The sequence below is a fragment of the Curtobacterium sp. MCLR17_043 genome (assembly GCF_003224215.1).
Lineage (GTDB): Bacteria > Actinomycetota > Actinomycetes > Actinomycetales > Microbacteriaceae > Curtobacterium > Curtobacterium flaccumfaciens.
In genome coordinates this window covers 175800-195410 of sequence record NZ_QKLH01000006.1, presented here as the reverse complement: position 1 = coordinate 195410, position 19611 = coordinate 175800, and the positions used below count along the sequence as shown (strand labels likewise).

Genomic DNA, 19611 nt, shown 5'->3' with positions numbered 1-19611 from the left:
GACGTGACAGACGCACCGATCGCTGACGAGTCCGCCTCCTTCGAGGTCACCGAATCCACCGTCGTGTACGAGGGCGCCGTCTGGGACGTGCGCCGCGACACCGTCGCGTACAACGGCGACTCGATGGTCCGCGAGTACATCGACCACACGGGCGCCGTCGCCGTGTACGCCGAGGACGACGAGGGCCGCGTCCTGGTCATCCAGCAGTACCGGCACCCGGTGCGGCTGCGCGACTGGGAGCTGCCCGCCGGTCTGCTCGACATGGAGGGCGAGGACCACCTGACGGCCGCGAAGCGCGAGCTGGGCGAGGAGGCCGACCTCGAGGCCGACACGTGGGAGCCCCTGGTCCGGTACAACACGTCCTCGGGCGGCAGCGACGAGTTCATCCAGATCTACCGGGCGCGCGGTGTCCGGTCGACCGAGTCTGCGTTCGAGCGCGAGGCGGAAGAGGCCGACATCGTGACGCGCTGGGTCCCGCGGGCGGAGCTGCTCGAGGGGATCCTGGGCGGTCGGCTCAACAACTCAGCCCTCGTCGTCGCGACGCTCGCCGTCGAGGCCATCGAACAGCGCGGCAAGTGAGCGGGTCCGCGGCCGACGGTCTGCGCGACCTGGTCACCTCCGGCACCTGGACGCACGAGCCGGAGGTCGCCGGGTTCGACGGCGACGTGTTCCGCGTCACCGCGGTCGAGGGCAGTGACGCCTGGCGGACCACCTCGTACGGGTTCGTGCACGACTCCGAGCACGCGCTGCTGCAGCCGACGGACGGGCCGTTCTCGGTCGAGGCGTCGTTCGTGCTCGACTACACCCAGCAGTTCGACCAGGCCGGGGTGTTCCTGCGCGTCGACGAACAGACCTGGATCAAGGCCGGTGTGGAGTTCTCGGACGGAGCGCCGCAGCTCGGCGCCGTGGTGACGCGGGGGTTCTCGGACTGGTCGGTGTCGCCCGTGCCGGAGTGGGCGGACCGGGTGGTGACCGTCCGCGCGAGCCGCGATGGCGACGCCGTGACGATCCGGGCGTGGGCCGAGGGTGAGGAACCCCGCCTCGTCCGGGTCGCGTACCTCGACCCGGACGCCGTCGTGTCCGCGGGGCTGCTGTGCGCCGGGCCGACGCGGGCCGGGCTGACCGTGACGTTCACCGGGTTCCGCGTGGGCACGCCGGACGAGGCGTTGCACTGACGGCGGGTGACCCCGCGCCGGTTAGCCTGCTGAGGTGATGCCCCTCGACCGTGCCGCGGAGACGTACCTGCGGCACGTCGCGATCGAGCGGGGACTCTCGCAGCACACGTTGTCGGCGTACCGGCGGGACCTCGCCGTGTTCACGTCGTGGTTGGCGGACGCTCCGGTCGTCGAGTCGGACGGTGCGGACCGGGCCGGGGGGTCCTCGGCGCTGCTGGACGTGGCACGGTTGGCGCGGGCGGACGTCTCGGGGTTCGTGACGCACCTGGCCACCCGACCGGAAGGTCCGCTCGCACCGCGGTCGATCGCGCGGATGCTCAGCTCGGTCCGGTCGTTCACCGCCTTCGCCGCGGGGGAGGGCTGGCTGCCGCTCGACCCCGGCACCGCCGTCCGCCCGCCGAAGGCCCCGATGCGGCTGCCGAAGGCGATCCCCGTCGAGGACATGGAACGGCTGCTCGGGTCGGTGTCCGTCGACGCCGACGACCCTGTCCAGCTGCGGGACAAGGCCCTGCTCGAGCTGCTCTACGCCACCGGTGCGCGGATCTCCGAGGCGGTGGGACTGTCGGTCGACGACGTGACGACGCTGTCGGACGCCGACGGCGAGCTCTCGGTCGTGAAGGTCACGGGCAAGGGCAACAAGCAGCGCATCGTGCCGCTCGGCAGCTTCGCCCGTGCAGCGATCGACGCGTACCTGGTGCGGGCACGGCCGGTGTTCGCGGCACGAGGGCCGTCGACGCCGGCACTGTTCCTCGGTGCCCGTGGAGCGCGGTTGTCGCGGCAGAGTGCCTGGCTCGTGATCCAGGCCGCCGCTGCTGCCGCCGACCTGGAGGCACACGTGTCACCCCACACGTTCCGGCACTCGTTCGCGACGCACCTGCTCGAGGGCGGTGCCGATGTGCGCGTGGTGCAGGAGTTGCTCGGGCACGCGAGTGTCGCCACGACGCAGATCTACACGATGGTCACGGCGGACATGCTGCGGGACGTGTACCAGACGGCACACCCGCGGGCGCGGCGGTAGGCGGTCCCTGCGCGGGCCGTGCGGGTGCCTGGGCCGTGCGGGTGCGGGTGCGGGTGCGCGACGGGCGCGTTTCGTGAGCAGAAATGGTCGGGTCGCGCCGTCCCACCCGACCATTTCTGCTCACGAAGTGCCGTGGACCGCGGCGGTAGGCGCCTGCGCGCTCAGAACAAGTGGAACTGGGCCGACGCGGCGATGACCGTCGTCGTCACCGCGACGACGAGGGCGCTCGCCGAAGCGCTCCGCGCCACGACGGCCCAGGCACCGACAGCTCCGGGACGGACGATGCCGATGACGCCGCACGCCACGGCGAGCAGCCCCGCCAGGCCCCAGGGGTTCGCGACGACCGAGACCACGGCGAGCAGCACCGCGAGCACCGTGAACACGCAGAGCCGACGGCCGCCGGTGGTGCCCGATGCCCACGCGTCCGTCCGGATCGCCGCGGTCTGCACCGAGAACGACGGCCCCACCGGCGCGACGACGATCGGCGTGACCGGGTCAGCAGCGGCCGCGGGGACCCGCGTGGCTGCGCCCCAGGTGCGACCGTCCCACCAGCGCAGACGACGGGCGTCCTGCGGGTCCGGGAACCAGCCTGCGGCCGGCAGCGTCACGGTTGCTCCTCGAGGTGCGGGGTGGATCGACGCTCCCGAGCCTAGGAGCGCGGTCGGCTTCGCCCCAGTCCCCAGCCGGGTGTCAGCACAAGGGGGGACCGGACCGGTGCACTACGGTCGGGGCGTGCCCTCGACGCTCGACGACTTCTGGACCGCGCGACGCAGCGAGCGTCCGAGCCTTCCGGAGGCCGTGCCGGAGGCGTGGTCCTTCGGCGCGACCCCGGAGCAGGCGGACGGGCTCCTGCAGCTCGTGCTCGACGGGGTCAAGGTCGGCACGGCGTCGTCGCTCTGGGACTACGAGGCGACCGGCGATCCGCTGCCAGCGGCCGACGAGGTGAGCATCGTGACCGACGGCTCGGGTGCGCCCCGTGCCGTCATCGAGACGACGGCGGTCCGGGTGGTGCCGTTCGACCAGGTCGACGCCGACCACGCCTGGGCCGAGGGGGAAGGCGACCGGACGCTCGACCACTGGCGGAGGGTGCACGAGGCGTTCTGGCGCACACACTCGGAGAACCCGCGGGGGTTCGCGCCGGACATGCCGGTCGTGTGCGAGCGGTTCCGGCTGCTCTGGCCGAGCAGCTGAGGTCTTCCGGTCAGGCGGGGACGGGCTCCGCGTCGACCTCGGTGAACACGTCCTTCACGGCGGCGAGCAGCCGGGCGTTGAAGTCCACACCGAGCTGGTTCGGCACGGTGACGAGCACGGTGTCGGCAGCCCGGACGGCCTGGTCGGCCGCGAGCTCCGCGACGAGCTGCTCGGGCTCACCGATGTAGGACCGGCCGAACCGGGCCAGCCCGCCGTCGAGGTGCCCGACCTGGTCCTGCCCCTCGACCTGCGCGCGCACGCCGAAGTAGTGGCGCGACTCGTCGTCGATGATCGGGATGATGCTCCGCGAGACCGAGACGCGCGGTTCGCGGTCCCAGCCCGACTCGGACCACACCCGGCGGAAGCGCTCGATCTGCTCGGCCTGCAGCTGGTCGAAGGGCACGCCGGCGTCCTCCGTCAGCAGGGTCGAGGACATCAGGTTCATGCCCTGCTCGGCGGTCCACTCGGCGGTGGCACGTGTGCCTGCGCCCCACCAGATCCGGTCGCCGAGCGAGTCGGAGAGCGGGGAGATCGGCAGGGACCCGACCGAACCGGTCATCTGCGGGTTGGCGTTGGCCATCGGCTCGCCGGCGATCGCGCGGCGGAACGCGTTCGTGTGAGCACGGGCCATGTCGCCGCCGTTCTCGTCGGAAGCGTCGGGCACGTAGCCGAACTGCTGGTAGCCGGCCAGCGCGGTCTCGGGTGATCCCCGCGAGACGCCGAGCTGCAGTCGTCCGCCGGAGATGAGGTCGGTGGCTGCGGCCTCTTCCGCCATGTAGAGCGGGTTCTCGTAGCGCATGTCGATGACGCCGGTCCCGATCTCGATCCGGCTGGTCCTCGCGGCAATGGCGGAGAGCAGCGGGAACGGTGCGGCCTGCTGCGGCGCGAAGTGGTGGACGCGGAAGTAGGCGCCGTCGACGCCGGCTTCCTCGGCTGCGACCGCGAGGTCGATCGCCTGCACCAAGGCCTCCCGCCCGCTGCGCACCTTCGACCCCGGCACGTCACGCCAGTGTCCGAACGACAGGAACCCGATCTTCGTCATGTCCATGCGAACGCATCCGGAGGCGGGGCCATTCCGCCGCGACTACCGTGGCCGGCATGGAGGACCCCCGCCCCGCACTCGAGGCCGAACGCGCCCGCAACGAACGGCTGCTGCTCGACGTCGAGCGGAGCATGCGTGACGTCAGTGACGCCCGGCAGGACGCGAACTCCGACGACGAACACGACCCGGAGGGTGCGACCCTGGCCTGGGAACGCGGCTCGCTCGGTGCGGTCCGCGACGGCGCCCAACTGCGAGTCCGCCAGGTGGACGCAGCGCTCGCACGACTCGACGACGGCACCTACGGGCGCTGCACGGTCGGTGGTGAGCCGATCCCGGAGGCCCGGCTGGCCGCCGTCCCGTGGGCGGCGACGTGCGTCGCGCACGCGTGAGGGGCACGCGATCGGTGCCGCCTGACGGCCTGGAGGCGCGGGCTGTCCCCGCCACGCGCCTCCCGGCATGCGCACCCCGCGTCCACCCCGTGCGCCGCTGATTCCCAGCCGCGCGCCCTACGTTTTCGGCATGGACGGCGACCCGAACGACCGACCCGGCGAAGCCCGGGCCGACGGCGCGCCGCGCCAGCGCTTCCAGTGGTTCCACCGCCTGCGCACCTGGATCCACGCGCGGCCGCACGTGCACCTGCTCTACAAGGTGCTGGTCGGTCTGGTGGGCGGGCTGGTCGTCATCATCGGGCTGATCCTGGTGCCGCTGCCGGGCCCGGGGTGGCTCGTGGTGTTCATCGGCCTCACGGTGCTGGCGAGCGAGTTCCACTTCTTCCACAAGATCATCACGTGGCTCAAGGCGCAGCTGCACCGCTTCTGGGACTGGGCCAAGCGGCACGGGCCGAAGCGTCTGCGCGATGCTGCAGACCGGGGCAAGGCCGATGTCGATGCTGCGCACACCGGGGCAGCGCGGACCGTCGGGGTGCGTGCGCGCGCTCGCGGGACGAACTCGGCGCGACCGGGCCACTAGTCGGGCCGCTGCGGACGGGCGCTGGTGCTGTCGGCACCGTTCGGCGCTGGTCACCGTGTGCGAGGTTGATGGCTCCGTGCGGCGCTGCAGGCCCGCACCGAGCGATCAACCTCGCACCGAATGGGCATCTCCGCACCGTGCCTACTCGGCCGCGACCCGGATCGAGCCGGTGGCGGTGCGCTCGATGACCTCGGCCGCGCGCTCCTCGACCTCGGCGGCGTCCTTCGACGACAGCTGCAGCACGAGGGCGACGACTGCGGCGAGCACGATGAAACCGCCGTACCCGGCGATGACCGGGACGAGTCCGACCGAGGGCTCGAGCAGCCCGCCGATGACCGAGGGCACCCCGAACGCCAGGTAGCTGACGACGTAGATCGTGGAGAGCAGTCCGGCACGGTGGGTCGGGGCGGCGGTGGCGAGCAGCATCCGCAGCGGCGCCTGGAACCCGGCACCGAAGCCGACACCGGCGATCGCGCTGCCGACGACCATGCCCGGCAGGGAGTGTGCGAACACGAACGACACGGTGACGATCGGGCCGAGCACGAGCGCGACGAGCCCGAGCAGGACCGCGCGACGGGTGTCCATCCGCTGGATGGCCAGGCCGGTCAGGGCGCCGACGCCGGTGACCACGGCGATGAGCGCACCGGCGGCGAAGTGGTTGGTGATGCCGAACACCGTGCCGAGCGCCGAGGGGACGAGCGACAGGAACATGCCGCCGAGGGCCCAGCTGGCGACGAGCGAGCCGGCGACGCCGCGGAACAGCCGACGTGAGGACCGCGGCACGCTGATCGTCGGGCGCAGGGAGCGGAGTGCGCCGGGACGACGCTGCACCTGCTCGGGGACGACGAACAGTGCGAGCACGAGGAACACGAGGAGTGCGCCGAACAGCAGGTAGACGAGCTGCTCCGGTGCCGGGCCCCACTGCACCAGCGCGCCGCTCGACATCGCGCCGGTGGCGAGTGCGATCGGCGGGATGACGCCGTTCAGCACGCCGGCCATGGTCGGGTGGCGTTCGAGGGAGTTGTCGATGAGGGCTGCGCCGAGGGCCCCGATGAGCAGCCCGACCGAGACACCCTGCACGATCCGGTCGACGATGAGCGCGACGACCCCGTCCGCCATCGCGAACAGGCCGAGCGACAGTGCGACACCCAGGCCGCCGACGACCAGGACAGGCTTGCGGCCGACGTGGTCGGACAGGCGACCCGCGACGAGCAGGCTCGCCAACAGGCCGGCGACGTAGATGGCGAAGACCCCGGTGAGCATGAGCGGGGTGAGGTGCCACTCGGCTGCGTAGACCGGGTAGATCGGCGACGGCACGGCCGACGACGCGACCGAGACCAGGAGCATCGCCGCCAGGATCCAGAACCCGGCGACCGAACGAGCTGACTGGTGCATGCGCACCCCTTTCCATCTCCGTGCAGTACGACTGCATTCGTACCGCACTCGAACAGTACGACGCAAGTCGTACAGCAAGCCGAACGGTGGTAGCGTCCCGTCCATGCCCGCGCACGTCGATGCTCCTGAACGGCTGCCGCAGCCGTCCGTGGCCGAGATGGACCTCCCGGTCGTGATGGACGCCCTGAGCGACCCGATCCGGCTCGCGATCCTGCACCGCTACCTGGTCGACGCGGCCGGGGGCGAGCGCAGCTGCGGCTGGGTCGGCATCGACCGGCCGAAGTCCACGCTGACCCACCACTTCCGGGTCCTGCGCGAGGCCGGTCTGCTCGAGCAGCACCTGGAGGGCCTGACCCGCGTCAGTCGCGTCCGCGTCGAGGACATGCAGCAGCGGTTCCCCGGGCTCCTCGACCTGGTGCTCGACTGGCAGGTCCCCGCGGCCCTGCTGCGCGAGGGGATCGCATCGTGAGCGCCGGCGCGTCCGCCGGCGTGGTCAGGGTGCACACGCTTCCGTCGATCGTCGCGGACCCCGCCGTCACCACGGCGCTCGCCGCGGACCTGACGGCGGCCGGCTTCACCGTCGACCGGCTCGACTCGCTGTGGGGCGCCGAGGCCGCCGCATCGCTGCACCGCGGTTCGCGGGTCGCCGCGCTCCGCGCGCTCGCCGCCCGCGAGACCACGCCGCTCGGCAGCCTGGCGACGCTGTTCGTGCTCGGCCTGCCGGTGGTGCGGGCCGAGGCCGCCGCGGCGTTCCCGACCGCCGGGCTCGACGCCGTCATCGTCGCGGGCCTGCTGCGCAGTGAAGGCGACAGTGCCGACGCGCTCGTGCACCCCACCGTCGACCTGCGTCCCTACGCCTTCGTCGACGACCTCGGCGCCGGCAGCTGGTGGATCGTCTCCGACCTCGGCGAGCTCGCCCTCGGGCACGCGATCAGCGAGGAACACGTGCTCGGCATCGGCGGCGCCACCACGACGCTGAGCGGCCTGCAGGTGCCCGTGCCGGTCGAGCGGGTGCTCGACCTCGGCACCGGGTGTGGCATCCAGGCCATGCACGCGCGGCGCTTCGCCGACCACGTGGTCGCCACCGACATCTCGCGCCGTGCCCTCGACATCGCCCGGTTCAACGCCCGACTCAACGGCATCGACGGCATCGACTTCCGGTTCGGCTCACTGTTCGAGCCGGTCGCGGGGGAGCGCTTCGACCGGATCGTGTCGAACCCGCCCTTCGTCATCACACCCCGTCGCGAGGGGGTCCCGTCGTACGAGTACCGCGACGGCGGCATGGTCGGCGACGCCCTGGTCGAGACGGTGCTCCGCGGCCTGTCCGACCACCTGGAGCCCGGCGGCACCGCTCAGCTCCTCGGCAACTGGGAGTACCACTGGGGTGTCGACGGCCTGGACCGCGTGCGCGCCTGGTTCGCCGAAACCGACCTCGACGTGTGGGTGATCGAGCGCGAGCGGCAGGACCCGACGTCCTACGCGGAGACCTGGATCCGCGACGGCGGGACGAAGCCCGGCACGGCCGAGTTCGACACCCTGATGGGCGCCTGGCTCGACGACTTCGCGGACCGTCGCGTCACCGGCGTCGGCTTCGGCTACGTCGTGGTGCGTCGACCCCTGCCTGGAGGCACGTCCGGCCTCCGCCGGTTCGAGCGGGTCCCCGAGACGCTCGGCTCCAACCCCGCGGGCCTCGGCGCGACGGTCGCCCGTGTCCTCGACGCGGCCGCCTGGCTCGCCGCGCACGACGATGCAGCGCTCGCCGCCGCCCACCTGTCGGTGGCCGGTGACGTCACCGAGGAGCGGTACTACTGGCCGGGCAACGACGACCCCACCGTGATGACCCTGGTGCAGGGCGGCGGGCTCGGGCGCCGGGTGGACGCGGACACCGCACTCGCGGCGTTCGTGGGCGCCTGCGACGGCGACCTGTCCGTCGCGGCGATCATCGGCGCGCTCGCGCAGATCACCGGCGTGGACGAGCAGGCGCTCGCCGCCGACCTGCTGCCGGCGGCGCGCGACCTGGTGCTCGACGGGCTGCTCGTCCCCGCTGCCTGACGATCAGGCGCGGTGGTCGCGCCAGCTGTGCTCGGGCGTGTAGCCGAGGAGTTCGCGGGCCTTCTCCGACGACAGCAGCGAGCTGACGCCGTCGATGTCCGCACGGCGCTCGATGTCCGGCACGAAGCGCTCGACGAGCTCGATCGTCGGGGTGTCCATCACCGTGTCGGGGCTCGCGATGACGAACGCCTCGAACCCGGTGAGGTCGGCCTCGAGTGCCCGGCGGACGGCCTGGGCCCCGTCGCGGGAGTCGATGTACGACCACAGGTTGAACGTCTTCGCCTCGGGGGTGGCGTCCCACGGGAACGCCGGGTAGTCGGTCTCGTCCATCACGTTCGAGAAGCGCAGGCCGATCATCTTCAGTTCCGGGTCCCAGCGGGTGAAGTGGCGGGCCATCTCCTCCTCGACCGCCTTGCCGAGGGAGTACGACGACTGCGGGCGGACCGCGAACTCCTCGTCGACCGGCAGGTAGGGCGGGTGGTGCTCGCCCATCGGGATGCCGAGCAGGGTCTCGCTCGACGCCCACACGACGTTCTTGATCTTCGCGGCACGTGCGGCGTGGAAGACGTTGATCGACGAGGTCACGTTGTTCGTGATGAGGGCCACGTCGGGGACCTGCCCCGGGGCCGGCACCGCCGCGAGGTGCACGACGGCGTCCACGTGGTCGTACCGGTCGTCGATGCCGAGCAGGGCGTTCAGGACCTGGCCGTGGTCGGTCAGGTCGATCCGCACGAACGGGACACGCTCGGGCTTGTCGGGGGAGGGGACACGGTCGAGCAGGACCACGTCGTACCCGTGCGCATCGAGGTCACGCACCACCGCTCGTCCGAGCTTGCCGCTGCCACCGGTCACCACTACACGCGTCATCGCGTCACTCCACATCGTCGTCGGAACACACCCTGGCGGGCATCGACCATCCTGCCCCGCCGCACCTGACGCGACCAGGCCCTGTCCGTACCCCGGAGCTGGCGGCTGGGCCCGTTTTACATATCGACACCCATACGCCAGTGTTCGACCATGGAACGATCGCAGACCTCATGAGCAATGAAATGAGCGAGATAGCGCACCTCGTCGACGGTGGACGGAACGGTGATGCCGTCCGAGCCGCCCGCGGGCTCACCCCTCAGCGGGTCCGTGAACTCCTCTTTGCTTCTGGTGGGTTCATGCAGGACTCTGGCCCGTACGACGAGTTCTTCCGCCGCTGGTACGCCACGCTCGAGAGCCCGTACCTGCGGGCCGAAGCAGCGGATTGGTTCTGCCAGGCGTACCTGACCGAACTGGCCGACGTTCCTGGTGCGGAGCACTACGGAGCGGCCTTGTCGACGGATTCGAAGCGAGCGGTGCGTGACCACCTCGCGCGGGAGATGCGGGGCCGGAACATCTCAGATTGGTCGATGTCTCCGGAGGAACCCCTCTCGAAGACGCAGGTCCGCGCGTGGAGCACCGCGGCGGACGAACTCGCTGCCGTGCGCTTGCCCTGACCACTTCGCCGGCGGGAGGCTCGGTGCGGACGTGCGGTGCGCCTCCCGTCAGGCGGTGGGGGCGACCTGGGCGATCGCGAGGCGGGCGACGAGCTCGACGTGCTCGGCCATGTCGCGAGTGGGGTCGAAGAGCCACTGGATCTGCATGCCGTCGGACACCGCGAGCAGGACGCTGGTGAGCTCGTCGGGGTCGATGTCGGTGCGCAGCCGGCCGTCCTGCTGCATGGTCCGGAAGTCGGCGGACAGCACGCGGCGGCTGCGTTCGTAGCGCTCGCGGAAGTACTCGTGCGCCGGGTGCTCGGCGTCGGTGGCAGCGGCGGCGGACAGGTTGACGAACATCTGCACCAGGCCCGGGACCTCGGCGTTGTGCCGCACGATCGCCGCGAGCAGGGCTGCCGGGTCCGCGGCCTGCCAGTCGTGCGCGAGGTCGAGCTCGTCGCGGCGGCGGAGGATCTCGACCCAGAGCTCGTCCTTGGAGTCGAAGTAGTGCAGCAGGCCGGCCTGGGTCAGCTCCACGGCGTCGGCGATGTCCTTGATGCTCGTCCGCCGGAAGCCCTGCGACGCCACGAGGTCCAGCGCGACCGTGAGGATCTCCTCGCGCTTCGCGATGCCCTTTGCGTACGAACCCCGTCGTGCCATGGCCAGACTGTACCGCCCGCAGGAGACCTGAGAAAACCAAGCAACGGTTGGTTTTCGGTGGTACGGTGCAGGAGCTGCCAGCGCGGGCGGCGAACCCGGTGGATGGTGGGTGTGGGCGACGAGGCCCCGGCTGTCCAGGCGGCGCCCCGCGGCCCTGAACGAGAGGACCGACCACCGTGACCACCGTGAACGACGCGAGCACCGCCTCCAGTCCGTCGACGCCGATGACCGTGCGCATCGATGCGCTCCTCGGCCAGTTGACCACCGACGAGAAGGTGCAGCTGCTCACCGGACGTGACTTCTGGACCACCTGGCCCATCGAGAAGATCGGGCTGCGCCGGATCCTGATGTCGGACGGCCCATCGGGCGTGCGCGGCGAGGTGTGGGACGAGCGTGACCCGTCCCTGAACCTGCCGTCGGCGACCGCGCTGAGTGCATCGTGGGACCGCGCGATCGCGAAGCGCTACGGCGCCGCCGCCGCGGTGGAGGCCCGCCGCAAGGGCGTCGACGTCGTGCTCGGCCCGACCATCAACCTGCACCGGTCCCCGCTCGGTGGCCGGCACTTCGAGGCGTTCAGCGAGGACCCGGTGCTCACCGGTGACCTGGCCGCGTCGTACGTCGACGGCGTGCAGGAGAACGGTGTCGCCGCCACCCCGAAGCACTACATCGCGAACGACTACGAGACCGACCGCTTCACCGCGTCGACCGAGGTGTCGGACCGCGCGCTGCGCGAGCTGTACCTGCTGGCGTTCGAGAAGGCCGTGACCGAGGCGCACGCCTGGGCGATCATGTCGTCGTACAACGCGATCAACGGTGTGACGGCGTCGGAGAACGACCTGCTCGAGACCCCGCTCAACTCGGAGTGGGGCTTCGACGGCATCGTCGTGTCCGACTGGACCGGGGTGCGTTCGGTGGACTCGGCGAAGGCTTCGCAGGACGTCGCGATGCCCGGGCCGAACCCGTGGTGGAGCGAGGGCCCGCTGCTCGCCGCCGTGCAGTCCGGCGAGGTGCCGATGGCGGCGATCGACCGCAAGGTCCGCCGGATCCTGACCCTGGCTGCCCGCGTCGGCGCTCTCGAGGGCTTCGAGCCCGTCGCCGCGTCGCCCGTGCACGTCGAGGACGGCATCGCGTTCGTGCGCGAGGCCGAGGCCGAGGGCACGGTCCTGGTCCGCAACACCGGTGTCCTGCCGCTCGACGCCCCCGCCGTGTCGCGCATCGCGGTGATCGGGCACAACGCCGACCAGGCCCGCACGCAGGGCGGCGGCTCGGCCACGGTCGTGCCGTCGCAGGTCGTGTCACCGCTGGACGGCATCCGCTCGGCCTTCCCCGGCGCGAGCGTGGACTACGCGATCGGCGCCGTCGTGCAGGAGGGCATCGCGGAGTTCCCGCTGTCCACTATCACGAACCCCGGCACCGGGGAACCCGGCGCCCGGGTCGCCTTCGTCAAGGACGGCGAGGAGCTGTTCGTCGAGGACCGCCGCGCGACGGCACTGTTCTGGTTCGGCGGCGACGCCCCGACGCGTGAAGCCGACCGGCTCGACATCACCACCACCTACACGGCCGAGTCGACCGGCACCGTGCGGTTCGGCATCGGCGCGGCCGGACGGTCACGCATGTGGATCGACGGCGAGCTGCTGCTCGACGAGGACGTGCCGTTCGAGGGCGACCAGCTCGGTGCCGCGTTCCTCAACCCGCCGGCGCGGTCGGTGCCGGTCGAGGTGACGGCGGGACAGCAGGTCGCGATCCGCATCGAGTACGACATCGTGCAGGACGAGACGCTCGGCGGGGTGCTGGCGTACCAGTTCGGCACCGAGCCGTCGGACGACGACCCCGCCGTGCTCATCGAGGCCGCGGTGGACGCCGCCCGTGGTGCGGACGTCGCCGTCGTCGTGGTCGGCACGAACTCCAAGGTCGAGTCCGAGGGCTACGACCGCTCCTCGCTGGCACTGCCCGGCCACCAGGACGACCTGGTGCGCGCGGTCGCCGCGGCGAACCCGAACACGGTCGTCGTCGTGAACGCCGGGTCGCCGGTCGAGATGCCCTGGCGGAACGACGTCGCCGCGGTGCTGCTGACCTGGTTCGGTGGGCAGGAGTACGGCAACGCCCTGGCCGACGTGCTGACGGGGGCGCAGGAGCCCGGCGGCCGCCTGCCCACCACGTGGCCCGTCGCGATGGCCGACGTCCCCGTGCTCGACGTCACCCCGGTCGACGGGAAGGTCGCGTACGACGAGGGTGTCCACGTCGGCTACCGGGCCTGGCTGCGGGCCGGCACCGAACCGGCGTACCCGTTCGGGCACGGCCTCGGCTACACCACCTGGTCGATCGAGGGCGTCTCCGCGACCCCGACCGTGCGCGAGGGCGACGCCGTCATCGTCACGGCGACCGTCGTGAACACGGGCGACCGGGCCGGCAAGCACGTCGTGCAGGTCTACGCGTCCCGTGCGGAGTCGGCGGTCGACCGCCCGGTGCGCTGGCTGGTCGGGTTCGCCCCGGTCCGGCTCGCCGCGGGCGCCTCGACGGAGGTCTCGATCGAGGTCCCGGCGCGAGCCTTCGCCCACTGGGACGGCTCGTGGCAGTACGAGTCGGGGGCCTTCACGCTGCACGTCGGCGCGTCGGTCACCGACGACGCCGGAACCGCGTCCCTCGAACTGGAGTGACGAAGTCGTCCGGTTTCCGCGCAGCTCCCAACTCCATTCAGTAACATCGTTCTGCGCGAGTCGGCTGGTTACCGTCCGCGCACGCACCGACTACGGGGTCGCTGGGTGAGCGACTCGGTCTCCTGATCCGGCCGTTGTTGCCCTGGCCTCCCCGGTGCGTCCCAGAATGCGTCCCCGCGTCCGCGCGGGGACGCATTCGTCGTTCCGGCCTGGATGCGCACCGGTGAACCGGTTGCCGCACTTCGTCCCGGTTCGGAAAAACGAGTGACACTTGGTCAACTTCATACGTCCCAGGTGCGCGGAACGGTGTGACAAACCGCTCGGTAGGTGGAACGATGGGTGCACCATCTCGTGCGGATCAGGGACGAGATGGTCATCCGGCCGGGCTCTCGGGCCTCACCAACTCGATCAGAGCCCCGCCGGATGCCCTTGACTCTCGGTGGCGGTGCGGCGGCGGGACCGCAGGCGGTCAGGCCAGCGGCGCCGGCGGTCAGGTCCGCGGCGCCCGCCCTCAGGCCCGCAGCGCCGGGGCGATCTCCTCGGCCACGATGCGCAGGATCCGCTCGTGCGCCCCACGGTCGCCGTTCGCCGGCAGGGTGATGACCAGTTCGTCGGTGGCGGTGACCGCCGGGTCGGCGAGCAGGCTGTCGAGGATGGCCGCCGGTTCGCCGGACACGACCTTGCTGAAGCGGAACGGCGGGTTCCCCGAGAGTGGCCGGCCCTCGTCGTCCATCCCGGAGGCGTACCCGGTCAGGAACTCCTCGTGCACGGCGCGGTCGTGGTCGTCGAGGAGCGGCACCACGATCCGGCCCACGGCGACCTTGGACTCGCGCTGCGGGTGCAGCTCGGCGAACCGCTCGCGGTAGGCGGCGATCTGGTCGGCCTGCGCCTGGGCGAACGGGGCGCCGGTGTCCTCGGTGTTCAGGGTCGAGCAGTGCAGCAGGAGGCCCTTCTCGGCCGTGCGGACCGCCGTGCCCATGCTGCCGCCGCCCCACCACACGCGGTCGCGCAGACCCGGGCTGAGCGGCTGCAGGGTCAGGTCGGCCCCGGCGGGGATGCTCTCGTAGCCCTTGCCGGCACTGCCGAGGGGCTCGCCCTGCAGCACCTCGAGCAGCCGTGCGGCGCGGGCCTCGGCCTCGTCGCGGAAGCTGCGGTCGACCGTGCCGAACACCGGGTCGAGGATCGGGCCGTACCCGGCGATGCCCGTGCTGATGCCGAGCTGCACCCGGCCACCGCTGAGCAGGTCGACCGTGCTGGCATCCTCGGCCAGGCGCACCGGGTCCTCGTAGCGCATGCCGAGCACGGCGGTGCCGAACGCGATGGTGCTCGTGCGCTGCGCGGCTGCCGCGAAGAAGGTCATCGGGCTCGTCAGGTACGGCTCGAAGTGCCGTCCGCGCACCCAGCCCGTCCCGTAGCCGAGGGATTCGGCGGTCTCGAACAGGCGCAGGCCGTCCTCCAGGGCGCGGGCGGCGCCGTCGGTGCCGCCGTGGTTCGGGACGAAGGAGAGGAAGCCGAGTTCGCGCATGTCGCGAGTCTATGCGCACGTATCGAAATGCGCCTGAGTCGGCGACGGGGCGGACGGGAGGCCCGTGGCGGGCTGGCACCGCGCCTCCAGTCCGTCATGGCCGCACCTGGGAGGATGGGCGCATGACCGACGTCACCGCCCTGCCCCCGCTCGTTGCCGCGATCCCGGCGGCGGTGGACGGCGTCGTCGACCCCGACGAGGTCTACGAGGCCTTCGCGGCCTGGGCCGCGGTGGGCGGCCGACCGCTGTACCCGGCGCAGGACGAAGCGGTCATCGAGCTCGTGTCCGGCGCGAACGTCGTGCTGAGCACGCCGACCGGCACCGGGAAGTCGCTCGTCGCGGCCGGCGCGCACTTCGCCGCGCTCGCCGAGGGCAAGCGGAGCTACTACACGGCACCGATCAAGGCGCTGGTGTCCGAGAAGTTCTTCCAGCTCGTCGAGCTGTTCGGTGCACAGAACGTCGGCATGGTCACCGGCGACTCGAGCGTCAACGCGGACGCCCCGATCGTCTGCTGCACCGCCGAGATCCTGGCGAACCTGGCGCTGCGGCAGGGGCCGGACGCCGACGTGGACGTCGTCGTGATGGACGAGTTCCACTTCTACGGCGACCCCGACCGAGGCTGGGCATGGCAGGTGCCGCTGCTCGTGCTCGAGCGGGCGCAGTTCCTGCTCATGTCGGCGACCCTCGGCGACGTCACGACCATCGCCGACGACCTGGCCCGCCGGACCGGTCGGCCCACCGCCCGCGTGACCGGTGTCTCGCGGCCGGTGCCGCTCGAGTACCAGTACGTGATGACGCCAGTGCAGGAGACGGTCGAGCGGCTCCTCGAGGAGGGCAAGGCGCCGATCTACATCGTGCACTTCGCCCAGGCGGCTGCACTCGAACGGGCGCAGTCGCTGATGTCGGCGAAGGTCGCCTCGCGCGAACGCCGCGACCAGATCGCCGACGCCATCGCCGGCTTCCGGTTCAGCGCCGGGTTCGGACAGACCCTGTCGCGCCTGATCCGGGCCGGCATCGGCGTGCACCACGCCGGCATGCTGCCGAAGTACCGACGACTCGTCGAGCAGCTCGCCCAGCGCGGCCTGCTGCCCGTCATCTGCGGCACCGACACCCTGGGCGTCGGGATCAACGTGCCGATCCGGTCCGTGCTGTTCACCGGGCTGACGAAGTTCGACGGCACGAAGATGCGCCAGCTGTCCGCGCGGGAGTTCCACCAGATCGCCGGCCGGGCCGGACGTGCCGGCTACGACACCGAGGGTGACGTCGTCGCCGAGGCACCCGAGCACGACATCGAGAACGCCCGCGCCGTCGCCAAGGCCGGCGACGACCCGAAGAAGAAGAACAAGATCAAGCGGAAGAAGGCGCCCGAGGGCTTCGTGTCCTGGGGCCAGGCGTCGTTCGAGCGGCTGATCGCCGCCGAGCCGGAGCCGATGGTGTCGCGCATGCGGATCACGCACGCGATGGTGCTGTCGGTCGTCGCCCGTGGTGGCGATGCCTTCGCGGAGGTCCGGTCGCTGGTCTACGACAACCACGAACCGCGCTCCCGGCAGCTCGCCATGGCTCGACGGGCACTCGTCATCGCCCGGACCCTCATCAACGCGCGGGTGATCGAGAAGGTCGACGGTGCCTACCGCTTGACCGTCGACATCGCGCCGAACTTCGCGCTCAACCAGCCGCTGTCACCGTTCGCGCTCGCCGCGTTCGAGTTGCTCGACCCTTCTTCTCCCACTTATGCACTGGACATGGTCTCGGTCGTCGAGGCCACCCTCGACGACCCGCGGGCGATCCTGTCGCAGCAGCAGTTCAAGGAGCGCGGCGAGGCCGTCGCCCGCATGAAGCAGGAGGGGATCGAGTACGAGGAGCGGATGGAGCTGCTCGAGGAGGTCACCTGGCCGAAGCCGCTCGACGAGCTGCTGACCGCCGCCTACGAGGCCTACGCCGCCGAACAGCCCTGGGTGCTCGACTTCCAGCTGTCCCCGAAGGCCGTCGTCCGCGACATGTACGAACGCGCGATGACCTTCGGCGACTTCGTGCGCTTCTACCAGCTCACCCGCTCCGAGGGCCTCGTGCTCCGCTACCTGTCCGACGCGTACCGGACCATGCGACAGACCATCGCCGAGGAACAGCGGACCCAGGAGCTCGACGACCTGATCGAGTGGCTGGGCGAGGTCGTGCGGCAGACCGACTCCTCGCTCGTCGACGAGTGGGAGGCGCTGCTCAACGGCGACGTCCTGCTGGCCTCCGAGGAGCACGAGGAGATCGCTCCGCCGCAGCCCGCACGGCTCACCGGCAACCCGCGGGCGTTCCGGGTGCTCGTGCGCAACGCCCTGTTCCAGCGGGTGCTGCTCGCCGCGGCCGACGACATCGACGGGCTCGGGGAACTCGACGCGACCGCGGGCTTCGACCGGGCCGCGTGGGACAACGTGCTCGAGGAGTACTACGAGGAACACGACAGCATCGGCACCGACGCCGATGCGCGTTCGATGCAGTACCTGGTGCTCGACGAGAGCGGTGCCACCGCATCACCCCGGGTGTGGAAGGCGCGGCAGATCTTCGCCGACCCCGAGGGCGACAAGGACTTCGGGTTCTCGGCGACGATCGACCTGGACGCCTCGGACGAGGTCGGCGAGGCCGTCGTGCGGGTCACTGAGATCGGGCGGTTCGACGGGTGGGCCGAGGTGGACGTCGACTGATCGGCGCTGGGGTTGTCGGACGTGTACCGTCTCCGGCACCACCCCCACCCGAGAGGACTGCGTCATGCGCATCGGATCCAGCATCGCCCTGATCGTCATCGGCGCGATCGTCGCCTTCGCGCTGAACATCCAGCTCGCCGGTATCGACCTCCGCCTGATCGGCTACATCCTGATGGCAGCCGGTGTCGTGCTGCTCATCATCAGCCTCGCCGTGGCCTTCGGTGGCCGCCGCACCACGACCACCACGCGCTCGGGCGTCGACCCGGCGTCGGGGGAGCAGATCACCCGCCAGGACCGGCGCGACGGGACCTACTGACCCGCGGGAAGGGTCAGAAGAGGGTCGCGGGCGGGGTCGCGTCGGGCAGCGCGGACGGCTCGGGGACCTCGGCGCCTGGCCAGCCGGGGCCGTGCGGCACGTCGGTGCCGTTCTGGAACGCGGTGGCAGCACCGCGGGCTCGCACATCGGCGGCCTCGTTCATCTCGTGACCGACGTGACCGCGCACCCACTCGAACGTGACCTTGCGGCCCTGCAGTTCGGCGTCAAGTTCCTTGATGATCTCGACGTTGAGGACCGGCTTGCCGTCGGCCTTCCGCCAGCCCTTGCGCTTCCAGCCGGCGAGCCACTCGGTGCAGGCCTTGATGGCGTACTGGCTGTCGCACAGGATGTGCAGCGGCTCGCCGGTGTCCTTCGTGGCGCGGAGGAGCTGGAGCACGGCGGTGAGTTCACCGATGTTGTTCGTCGCGCGGGGCCAGCCGCCGGCCGCCCACCGGTCGTCGTCGACGTACCAGGCCCACCCGGCGGGGCCGGGGTTGCCGAGGGCTGAGCCGTCTGCGGCGGCGACGATCGTCACGATGGGACCTCCTGGTGGTGCCGAGTGCTGGTCAACCGTAACGGACCGACCCGGCCCCTCGTCTCAACGCCGAGCGGGGTCGATGTTGAGCGTGCTGCCCTCGAGCAGCCAGTCGTCGTCGCGTTGCTCCATGTAGGGGTTCATCCACTGCACCTGCGTCGGCGTGATGCCGAACCGCTCCGCGACGGTCGAGAGCTCGTCACCGTGGGCGACCAGGTAGTTCGCCGGTCGGCCATCGGCGTTGGTGACGATGCCGTAGGCGCCCGGTCGGTCCTTGCCGACGGTGACCCGGAGGTCGTGGTAGGGGTTCGGGATCTTCCACGCGAGGTCAGCGGCGGCGAGCACCGACCCTGCCCACGGTCGCTTGGACGAGTCCTCCTCGGCCACCGTCGCCGGCACGAGGACGACACTGCGCAGGTAGTCGGGGCGTGGACCCGCCTGACCCATCGTGAACGAGGTCGGAGGAGCAACCGCGGCGTCCCACTCGACCGTCTCGCGCACCTCGCCGTCCGCACCGTCGAGCGGCTTCGCATGCCGGTGCCGGAACTCCAGACGCATCGGCTGCGGATTGGTCGTCCGGTACCCGGAGAGCTGGGCGTCGAAGGTACCGCGGTCGTTCGCGACGACCCGGACGTGGATGCTGGTCTCACCGCTCGGCGAGACCACGTCGGTCTCCGCCGCCACGGTGCCGGTGGGCAGTGCCTGCTCGGGCTCGGCCTCGACCGGATCGGTGTCGCGCGTCGGGTCCGGCTCGGGTTCCGCCGTGCGCTCGGCCGCCTGTCGCGTCGGCGTCGGGATCGCGTCGTCGCCGCCGAACGCGGTGCACCCGGCGAGCAGCAGCCCCACCAGTGCCGAGCTGATCACCGCGGTCGTCGCGGTCCGTGTTCGTCCCATCGTTCCCCCTCGTCGGCAGCGTAGCGGGG

The 19611-nt window shown here is 71.4% G+C and carries 20 protein-coding genes; 12 read left to right on the top strand and 8 right to left on the bottom strand.

Annotated features, from left to right (window positions below; translation table 11 throughout):
* Window positions 1-3: 3 nt before the first annotated feature.
* The 3 genes from DEJ03_RS08165 to DEJ03_RS08155 are packed head-to-tail and all read left to right on the top strand — an operon-like array spanning window position 4 to window position 2193.
* Window positions 4-579 carry an NUDIX hydrolase gene (locus DEJ03_RS08165; protein ID WP_071245128.1) on the top strand — a complete coding sequence of 192 codons (576 nt, stop codon included), beginning with the start codon at window positions 4-6 and terminating at the stop codon, window positions 577-579.
* Window positions 576-1175 carry a DUF1349 domain-containing protein gene (locus tag DEJ03_RS08160; protein ID WP_110864213.1) on the top strand — a complete coding sequence of 200 codons (600 nt, stop codon included), beginning with the start codon at window positions 576-578 and terminating at the stop codon, window positions 1173-1175. Before DEJ03_RS08165 ends, DEJ03_RS08160 begins: the two co-directional genes overlap by 4 nt.
* A 37-nt stretch (window positions 1176-1212) precedes the next feature.
* Complete coding sequence (locus DEJ03_RS08155; RefSeq protein ID WP_110864212.1) at window positions 1213-2193, top strand: site-specific tyrosine recombinase XerD; 981 nt, start codon at window positions 1213-1215, stop codon at window positions 2191-2193.
* Between the two features lie 161 nt (window positions 2194-2354).
* On the opposite strand, the gene DEJ03_RS08150 is transcribed toward DEJ03_RS08155, so the two are convergent.
* Entirely contained in the window at window positions 2355-2801 is a 447-nt protein-coding gene (locus tag DEJ03_RS08150; RefSeq protein ID WP_181422647.1) for a DUF2510 domain-containing protein, read from the bottom strand.
* Between the two features lie 124 nt (window positions 2802-2925).
* Between DEJ03_RS08150 and DEJ03_RS08145 the strand changes: the two genes are divergently transcribed.
* On the top strand, window positions 2926-3384 hold the full coding sequence (locus tag DEJ03_RS08145; protein ID WP_220034125.1) for an ASCH domain-containing protein: 459 nt from the start codon (window positions 2926-2928) through the stop codon (window positions 3382-3384).
* A 10-nt stretch (window positions 3385-3394) separates the two neighbouring features.
* On the opposite strand, the gene DEJ03_RS08140 is transcribed toward DEJ03_RS08145, so the two are convergent.
* Entirely contained in the window at window positions 3395-4432 is a 1038-nt protein-coding gene (locus DEJ03_RS08140) for an LLM class flavin-dependent oxidoreductase (RefSeq protein ID WP_110864209.1), read from the bottom strand.
* 50 nt (window positions 4433-4482) lie between these two features.
* Here DEJ03_RS08140 and DEJ03_RS08135 point away from each other — a divergent pair, with 50 nt between their 5' ends.
* Together DEJ03_RS08135 and DEJ03_RS08130 are read left to right on the top strand one after the other, a co-directional pair.
* Window positions 4483-4815: a TraR/DksA C4-type zinc finger protein gene (locus DEJ03_RS08135; protein WP_071405871.1), complete on the top strand. Its 333-nt coding sequence runs from the start codon at window positions 4483-4485 to the stop codon at window positions 4813-4815.
* Between the two features lie 130 nt (window positions 4816-4945).
* Window positions 4946-5395 carry a TIGR02611 family protein gene (locus DEJ03_RS08130; protein ID WP_071405873.1) on the top strand — a complete coding sequence of 150 codons (450 nt, stop codon included), beginning with the start codon at window positions 4946-4948 and terminating at the stop codon, window positions 5393-5395.
* Between the two features lie 141 nt (window positions 5396-5536).
* Here the strand turns inward: DEJ03_RS08130 and DEJ03_RS08125 are convergent, their stop codons facing one another.
* Window positions 5537-6790 (bottom strand): MFS transporter, encoded by a 1254-nt coding sequence (locus tag DEJ03_RS08125; protein ID WP_110864208.1) that lies wholly within the window; start codon window positions 6788-6790, stop codon window positions 5537-5539.
* Window positions 6791-6893: 103 nt separating this feature from the next.
* On the opposite strand from DEJ03_RS08125, the gene DEJ03_RS08120 reads away from it, so the two are divergent.
* Window positions 6894-7259: a helix-turn-helix transcriptional regulator gene (locus DEJ03_RS08120; protein ID WP_110864207.1), complete on the top strand. Its 366-nt coding sequence runs from the start codon at window positions 6894-6896 to the stop codon at window positions 7257-7259.
* On the top strand, window positions 7256-8842 hold the full coding sequence (locus DEJ03_RS08115) for a methyltransferase (RefSeq protein ID WP_258370670.1): 1587 nt from the start codon (window positions 7256-7258) through the stop codon (window positions 8840-8842). Before DEJ03_RS08120 ends, DEJ03_RS08115 begins: the two co-directional genes overlap by 4 nt.
* Before the next feature lie 3 nt (window positions 8843-8845).
* On the opposite strand, the gene DEJ03_RS08110 is transcribed toward DEJ03_RS08115, so the two are convergent.
* Window positions 8846-9709 (bottom strand): NAD(P)-dependent oxidoreductase, encoded by an 864-nt coding sequence (locus DEJ03_RS08110; RefSeq protein WP_071245140.1) that lies wholly within the window; start codon window positions 9707-9709, stop codon window positions 8846-8848.
* Between the two features lie 296 nt (window positions 9710-10005).
* Here DEJ03_RS08110 and DEJ03_RS08105 point away from each other — a divergent pair, with 296 nt between their 5' ends.
* Complete coding sequence (locus tag DEJ03_RS08105; RefSeq protein ID WP_146237681.1) at window positions 10006-10323, top strand: hypothetical protein; 318 nt, start codon at window positions 10006-10008, stop codon at window positions 10321-10323.
* A 48-nt stretch (window positions 10324-10371) separates the two neighbouring features.
* Here the strand turns inward: DEJ03_RS08105 and DEJ03_RS08100 are convergent, their stop codons facing one another.
* Window positions 10372-10962 carry a TetR/AcrR family transcriptional regulator gene (locus DEJ03_RS08100; RefSeq protein WP_110864205.1) on the bottom strand — a complete coding sequence of 197 codons (591 nt, stop codon included), beginning with the start codon at window positions 10960-10962 and terminating at the stop codon, window positions 10372-10374.
* Between the two features lie 224 nt (window positions 10963-11186).
* Between DEJ03_RS08100 and DEJ03_RS08095 the strand changes: the two genes are divergently transcribed.
* Window positions 11187-13619, top strand: coding sequence for a glycoside hydrolase family 3 C-terminal domain-containing protein (locus tag DEJ03_RS08095; RefSeq protein WP_181422650.1), 2433 nt, complete (start codon window positions 11187-11189; stop codon window positions 13617-13619).
* A 511-nt stretch (window positions 13620-14130) separates the two neighbouring features.
* On the opposite strand, the gene DEJ03_RS08090 is transcribed toward DEJ03_RS08095, so the two are convergent.
* Complete coding sequence (locus DEJ03_RS08090) at window positions 14131-15144, bottom strand: LLM class flavin-dependent oxidoreductase (RefSeq protein WP_110864203.1); 1014 nt, start codon at window positions 15142-15144, stop codon at window positions 14131-14133.
* Window positions 15145-15266: 122 nt separating this feature from the next.
* Between DEJ03_RS08090 and DEJ03_RS08085 the strand changes: the two genes are divergently transcribed.
* Window positions 15267-17837: an RNA helicase gene (locus tag DEJ03_RS08085; RefSeq protein ID WP_110864202.1), complete on the top strand. Its 2571-nt coding sequence runs from the start codon at window positions 15267-15269 to the stop codon at window positions 17835-17837.
* A gap of 64 nt (window positions 17838-17901) precedes the next feature.
* Complete coding sequence (locus tag DEJ03_RS08080) at window positions 17902-18153, top strand: DUF6458 family protein (protein ID WP_027465939.1); 252 nt, start codon at window positions 17902-17904, stop codon at window positions 18151-18153.
* A 13-nt stretch (window positions 18154-18166) separates the two neighbouring features.
* Here the strand turns inward: DEJ03_RS08080 and DEJ03_RS08075 are convergent, their stop codons facing one another.
* Window positions 18167-18688 (bottom strand): ribonuclease H, encoded by a 522-nt coding sequence (locus DEJ03_RS08075; RefSeq protein ID WP_027465941.1) that lies wholly within the window; start codon window positions 18686-18688, stop codon window positions 18167-18169.
* A 63-nt stretch (window positions 18689-18751) separates the two neighbouring features.
* Entirely contained in the window at window positions 18752-19582 is an 831-nt protein-coding gene (locus tag DEJ03_RS08070) for a LysM peptidoglycan-binding domain-containing protein (protein ID WP_146237680.1), read from the bottom strand.
* Between the last annotated feature and the right edge of the window lie 29 nt (window positions 19583-19611).

Coding starts and splice junctions, on each gene's coding strand:
- DEJ03_RS08080 (WP_027465939.1), top strand. CDS start 17,902: ATGCGCATCGGATCCAGCATCGCCCTGATCGTCATCGGCGCGATCGTC.
- DEJ03_RS08105 (WP_146237681.1), top strand. CDS start 10,006: ATGCAGGACTCTGGCCCGTACGACGAGTTCTTCCGCCGCTGGTACGCC.
- DEJ03_RS08070 (WP_146237680.1), bottom strand. CDS start 19,582: ATGGGACGAACACGGACCGCGACGACCGCGGTGATCAGCTCGGCACTG.
- DEJ03_RS08130 (WP_071405873.1), top strand. CDS start 4,946: ATGGACGGCGACCCGAACGACCGACCCGGCGAAGCCCGGGCCGACGGC.
- DEJ03_RS08155 (WP_110864212.1), top strand. CDS start 1,213: ATGCCCCTCGACCGTGCCGCGGAGACGTACCTGCGGCACGTCGCGATC.
- DEJ03_RS08095 (WP_181422650.1), top strand. CDS start 11,187: ATGACCGTGCGCATCGATGCGCTCCTCGGCCAGTTGACCACCGACGAG.
- DEJ03_RS08085 (WP_110864202.1), top strand. CDS start 15,267: ATGACCGACGTCACCGCCCTGCCCCCGCTCGTTGCCGCGATCCCGGCG.
- DEJ03_RS08120 (WP_110864207.1), top strand. CDS start 6,894: ATGCCCGCGCACGTCGATGCTCCTGAACGGCTGCCGCAGCCGTCCGTG.
- DEJ03_RS08135 (WP_071405871.1), top strand. CDS start 4,483: ATGGAGGACCCCCGCCCCGCACTCGAGGCCGAACGCGCCCGCAACGAA.
- DEJ03_RS08140 (WP_110864209.1), bottom strand. CDS start 4,432: ATGGACATGACGAAGATCGGGTTCCTGTCGTTCGGACACTGGCGTGAC.
- DEJ03_RS08100 (WP_110864205.1), bottom strand. CDS start 10,962: ATGGCACGACGGGGTTCGTACGCAAAGGGCATCGCGAAGCGCGAGGAG.
- DEJ03_RS08110 (WP_071245140.1), bottom strand. CDS start 9,709: ATGACGCGTGTAGTGGTGACCGGTGGCAGCGGCAAGCTCGGACGAGCG.
- DEJ03_RS08125 (WP_110864208.1), bottom strand. CDS start 6,790: ATGCACCAGTCAGCTCGTTCGGTCGCCGGGTTCTGGATCCTGGCGGCG.
- DEJ03_RS08090 (WP_110864203.1), bottom strand. CDS start 15,144: ATGCGCGAACTCGGCTTCCTCTCCTTCGTCCCGAACCACGGCGGCACC.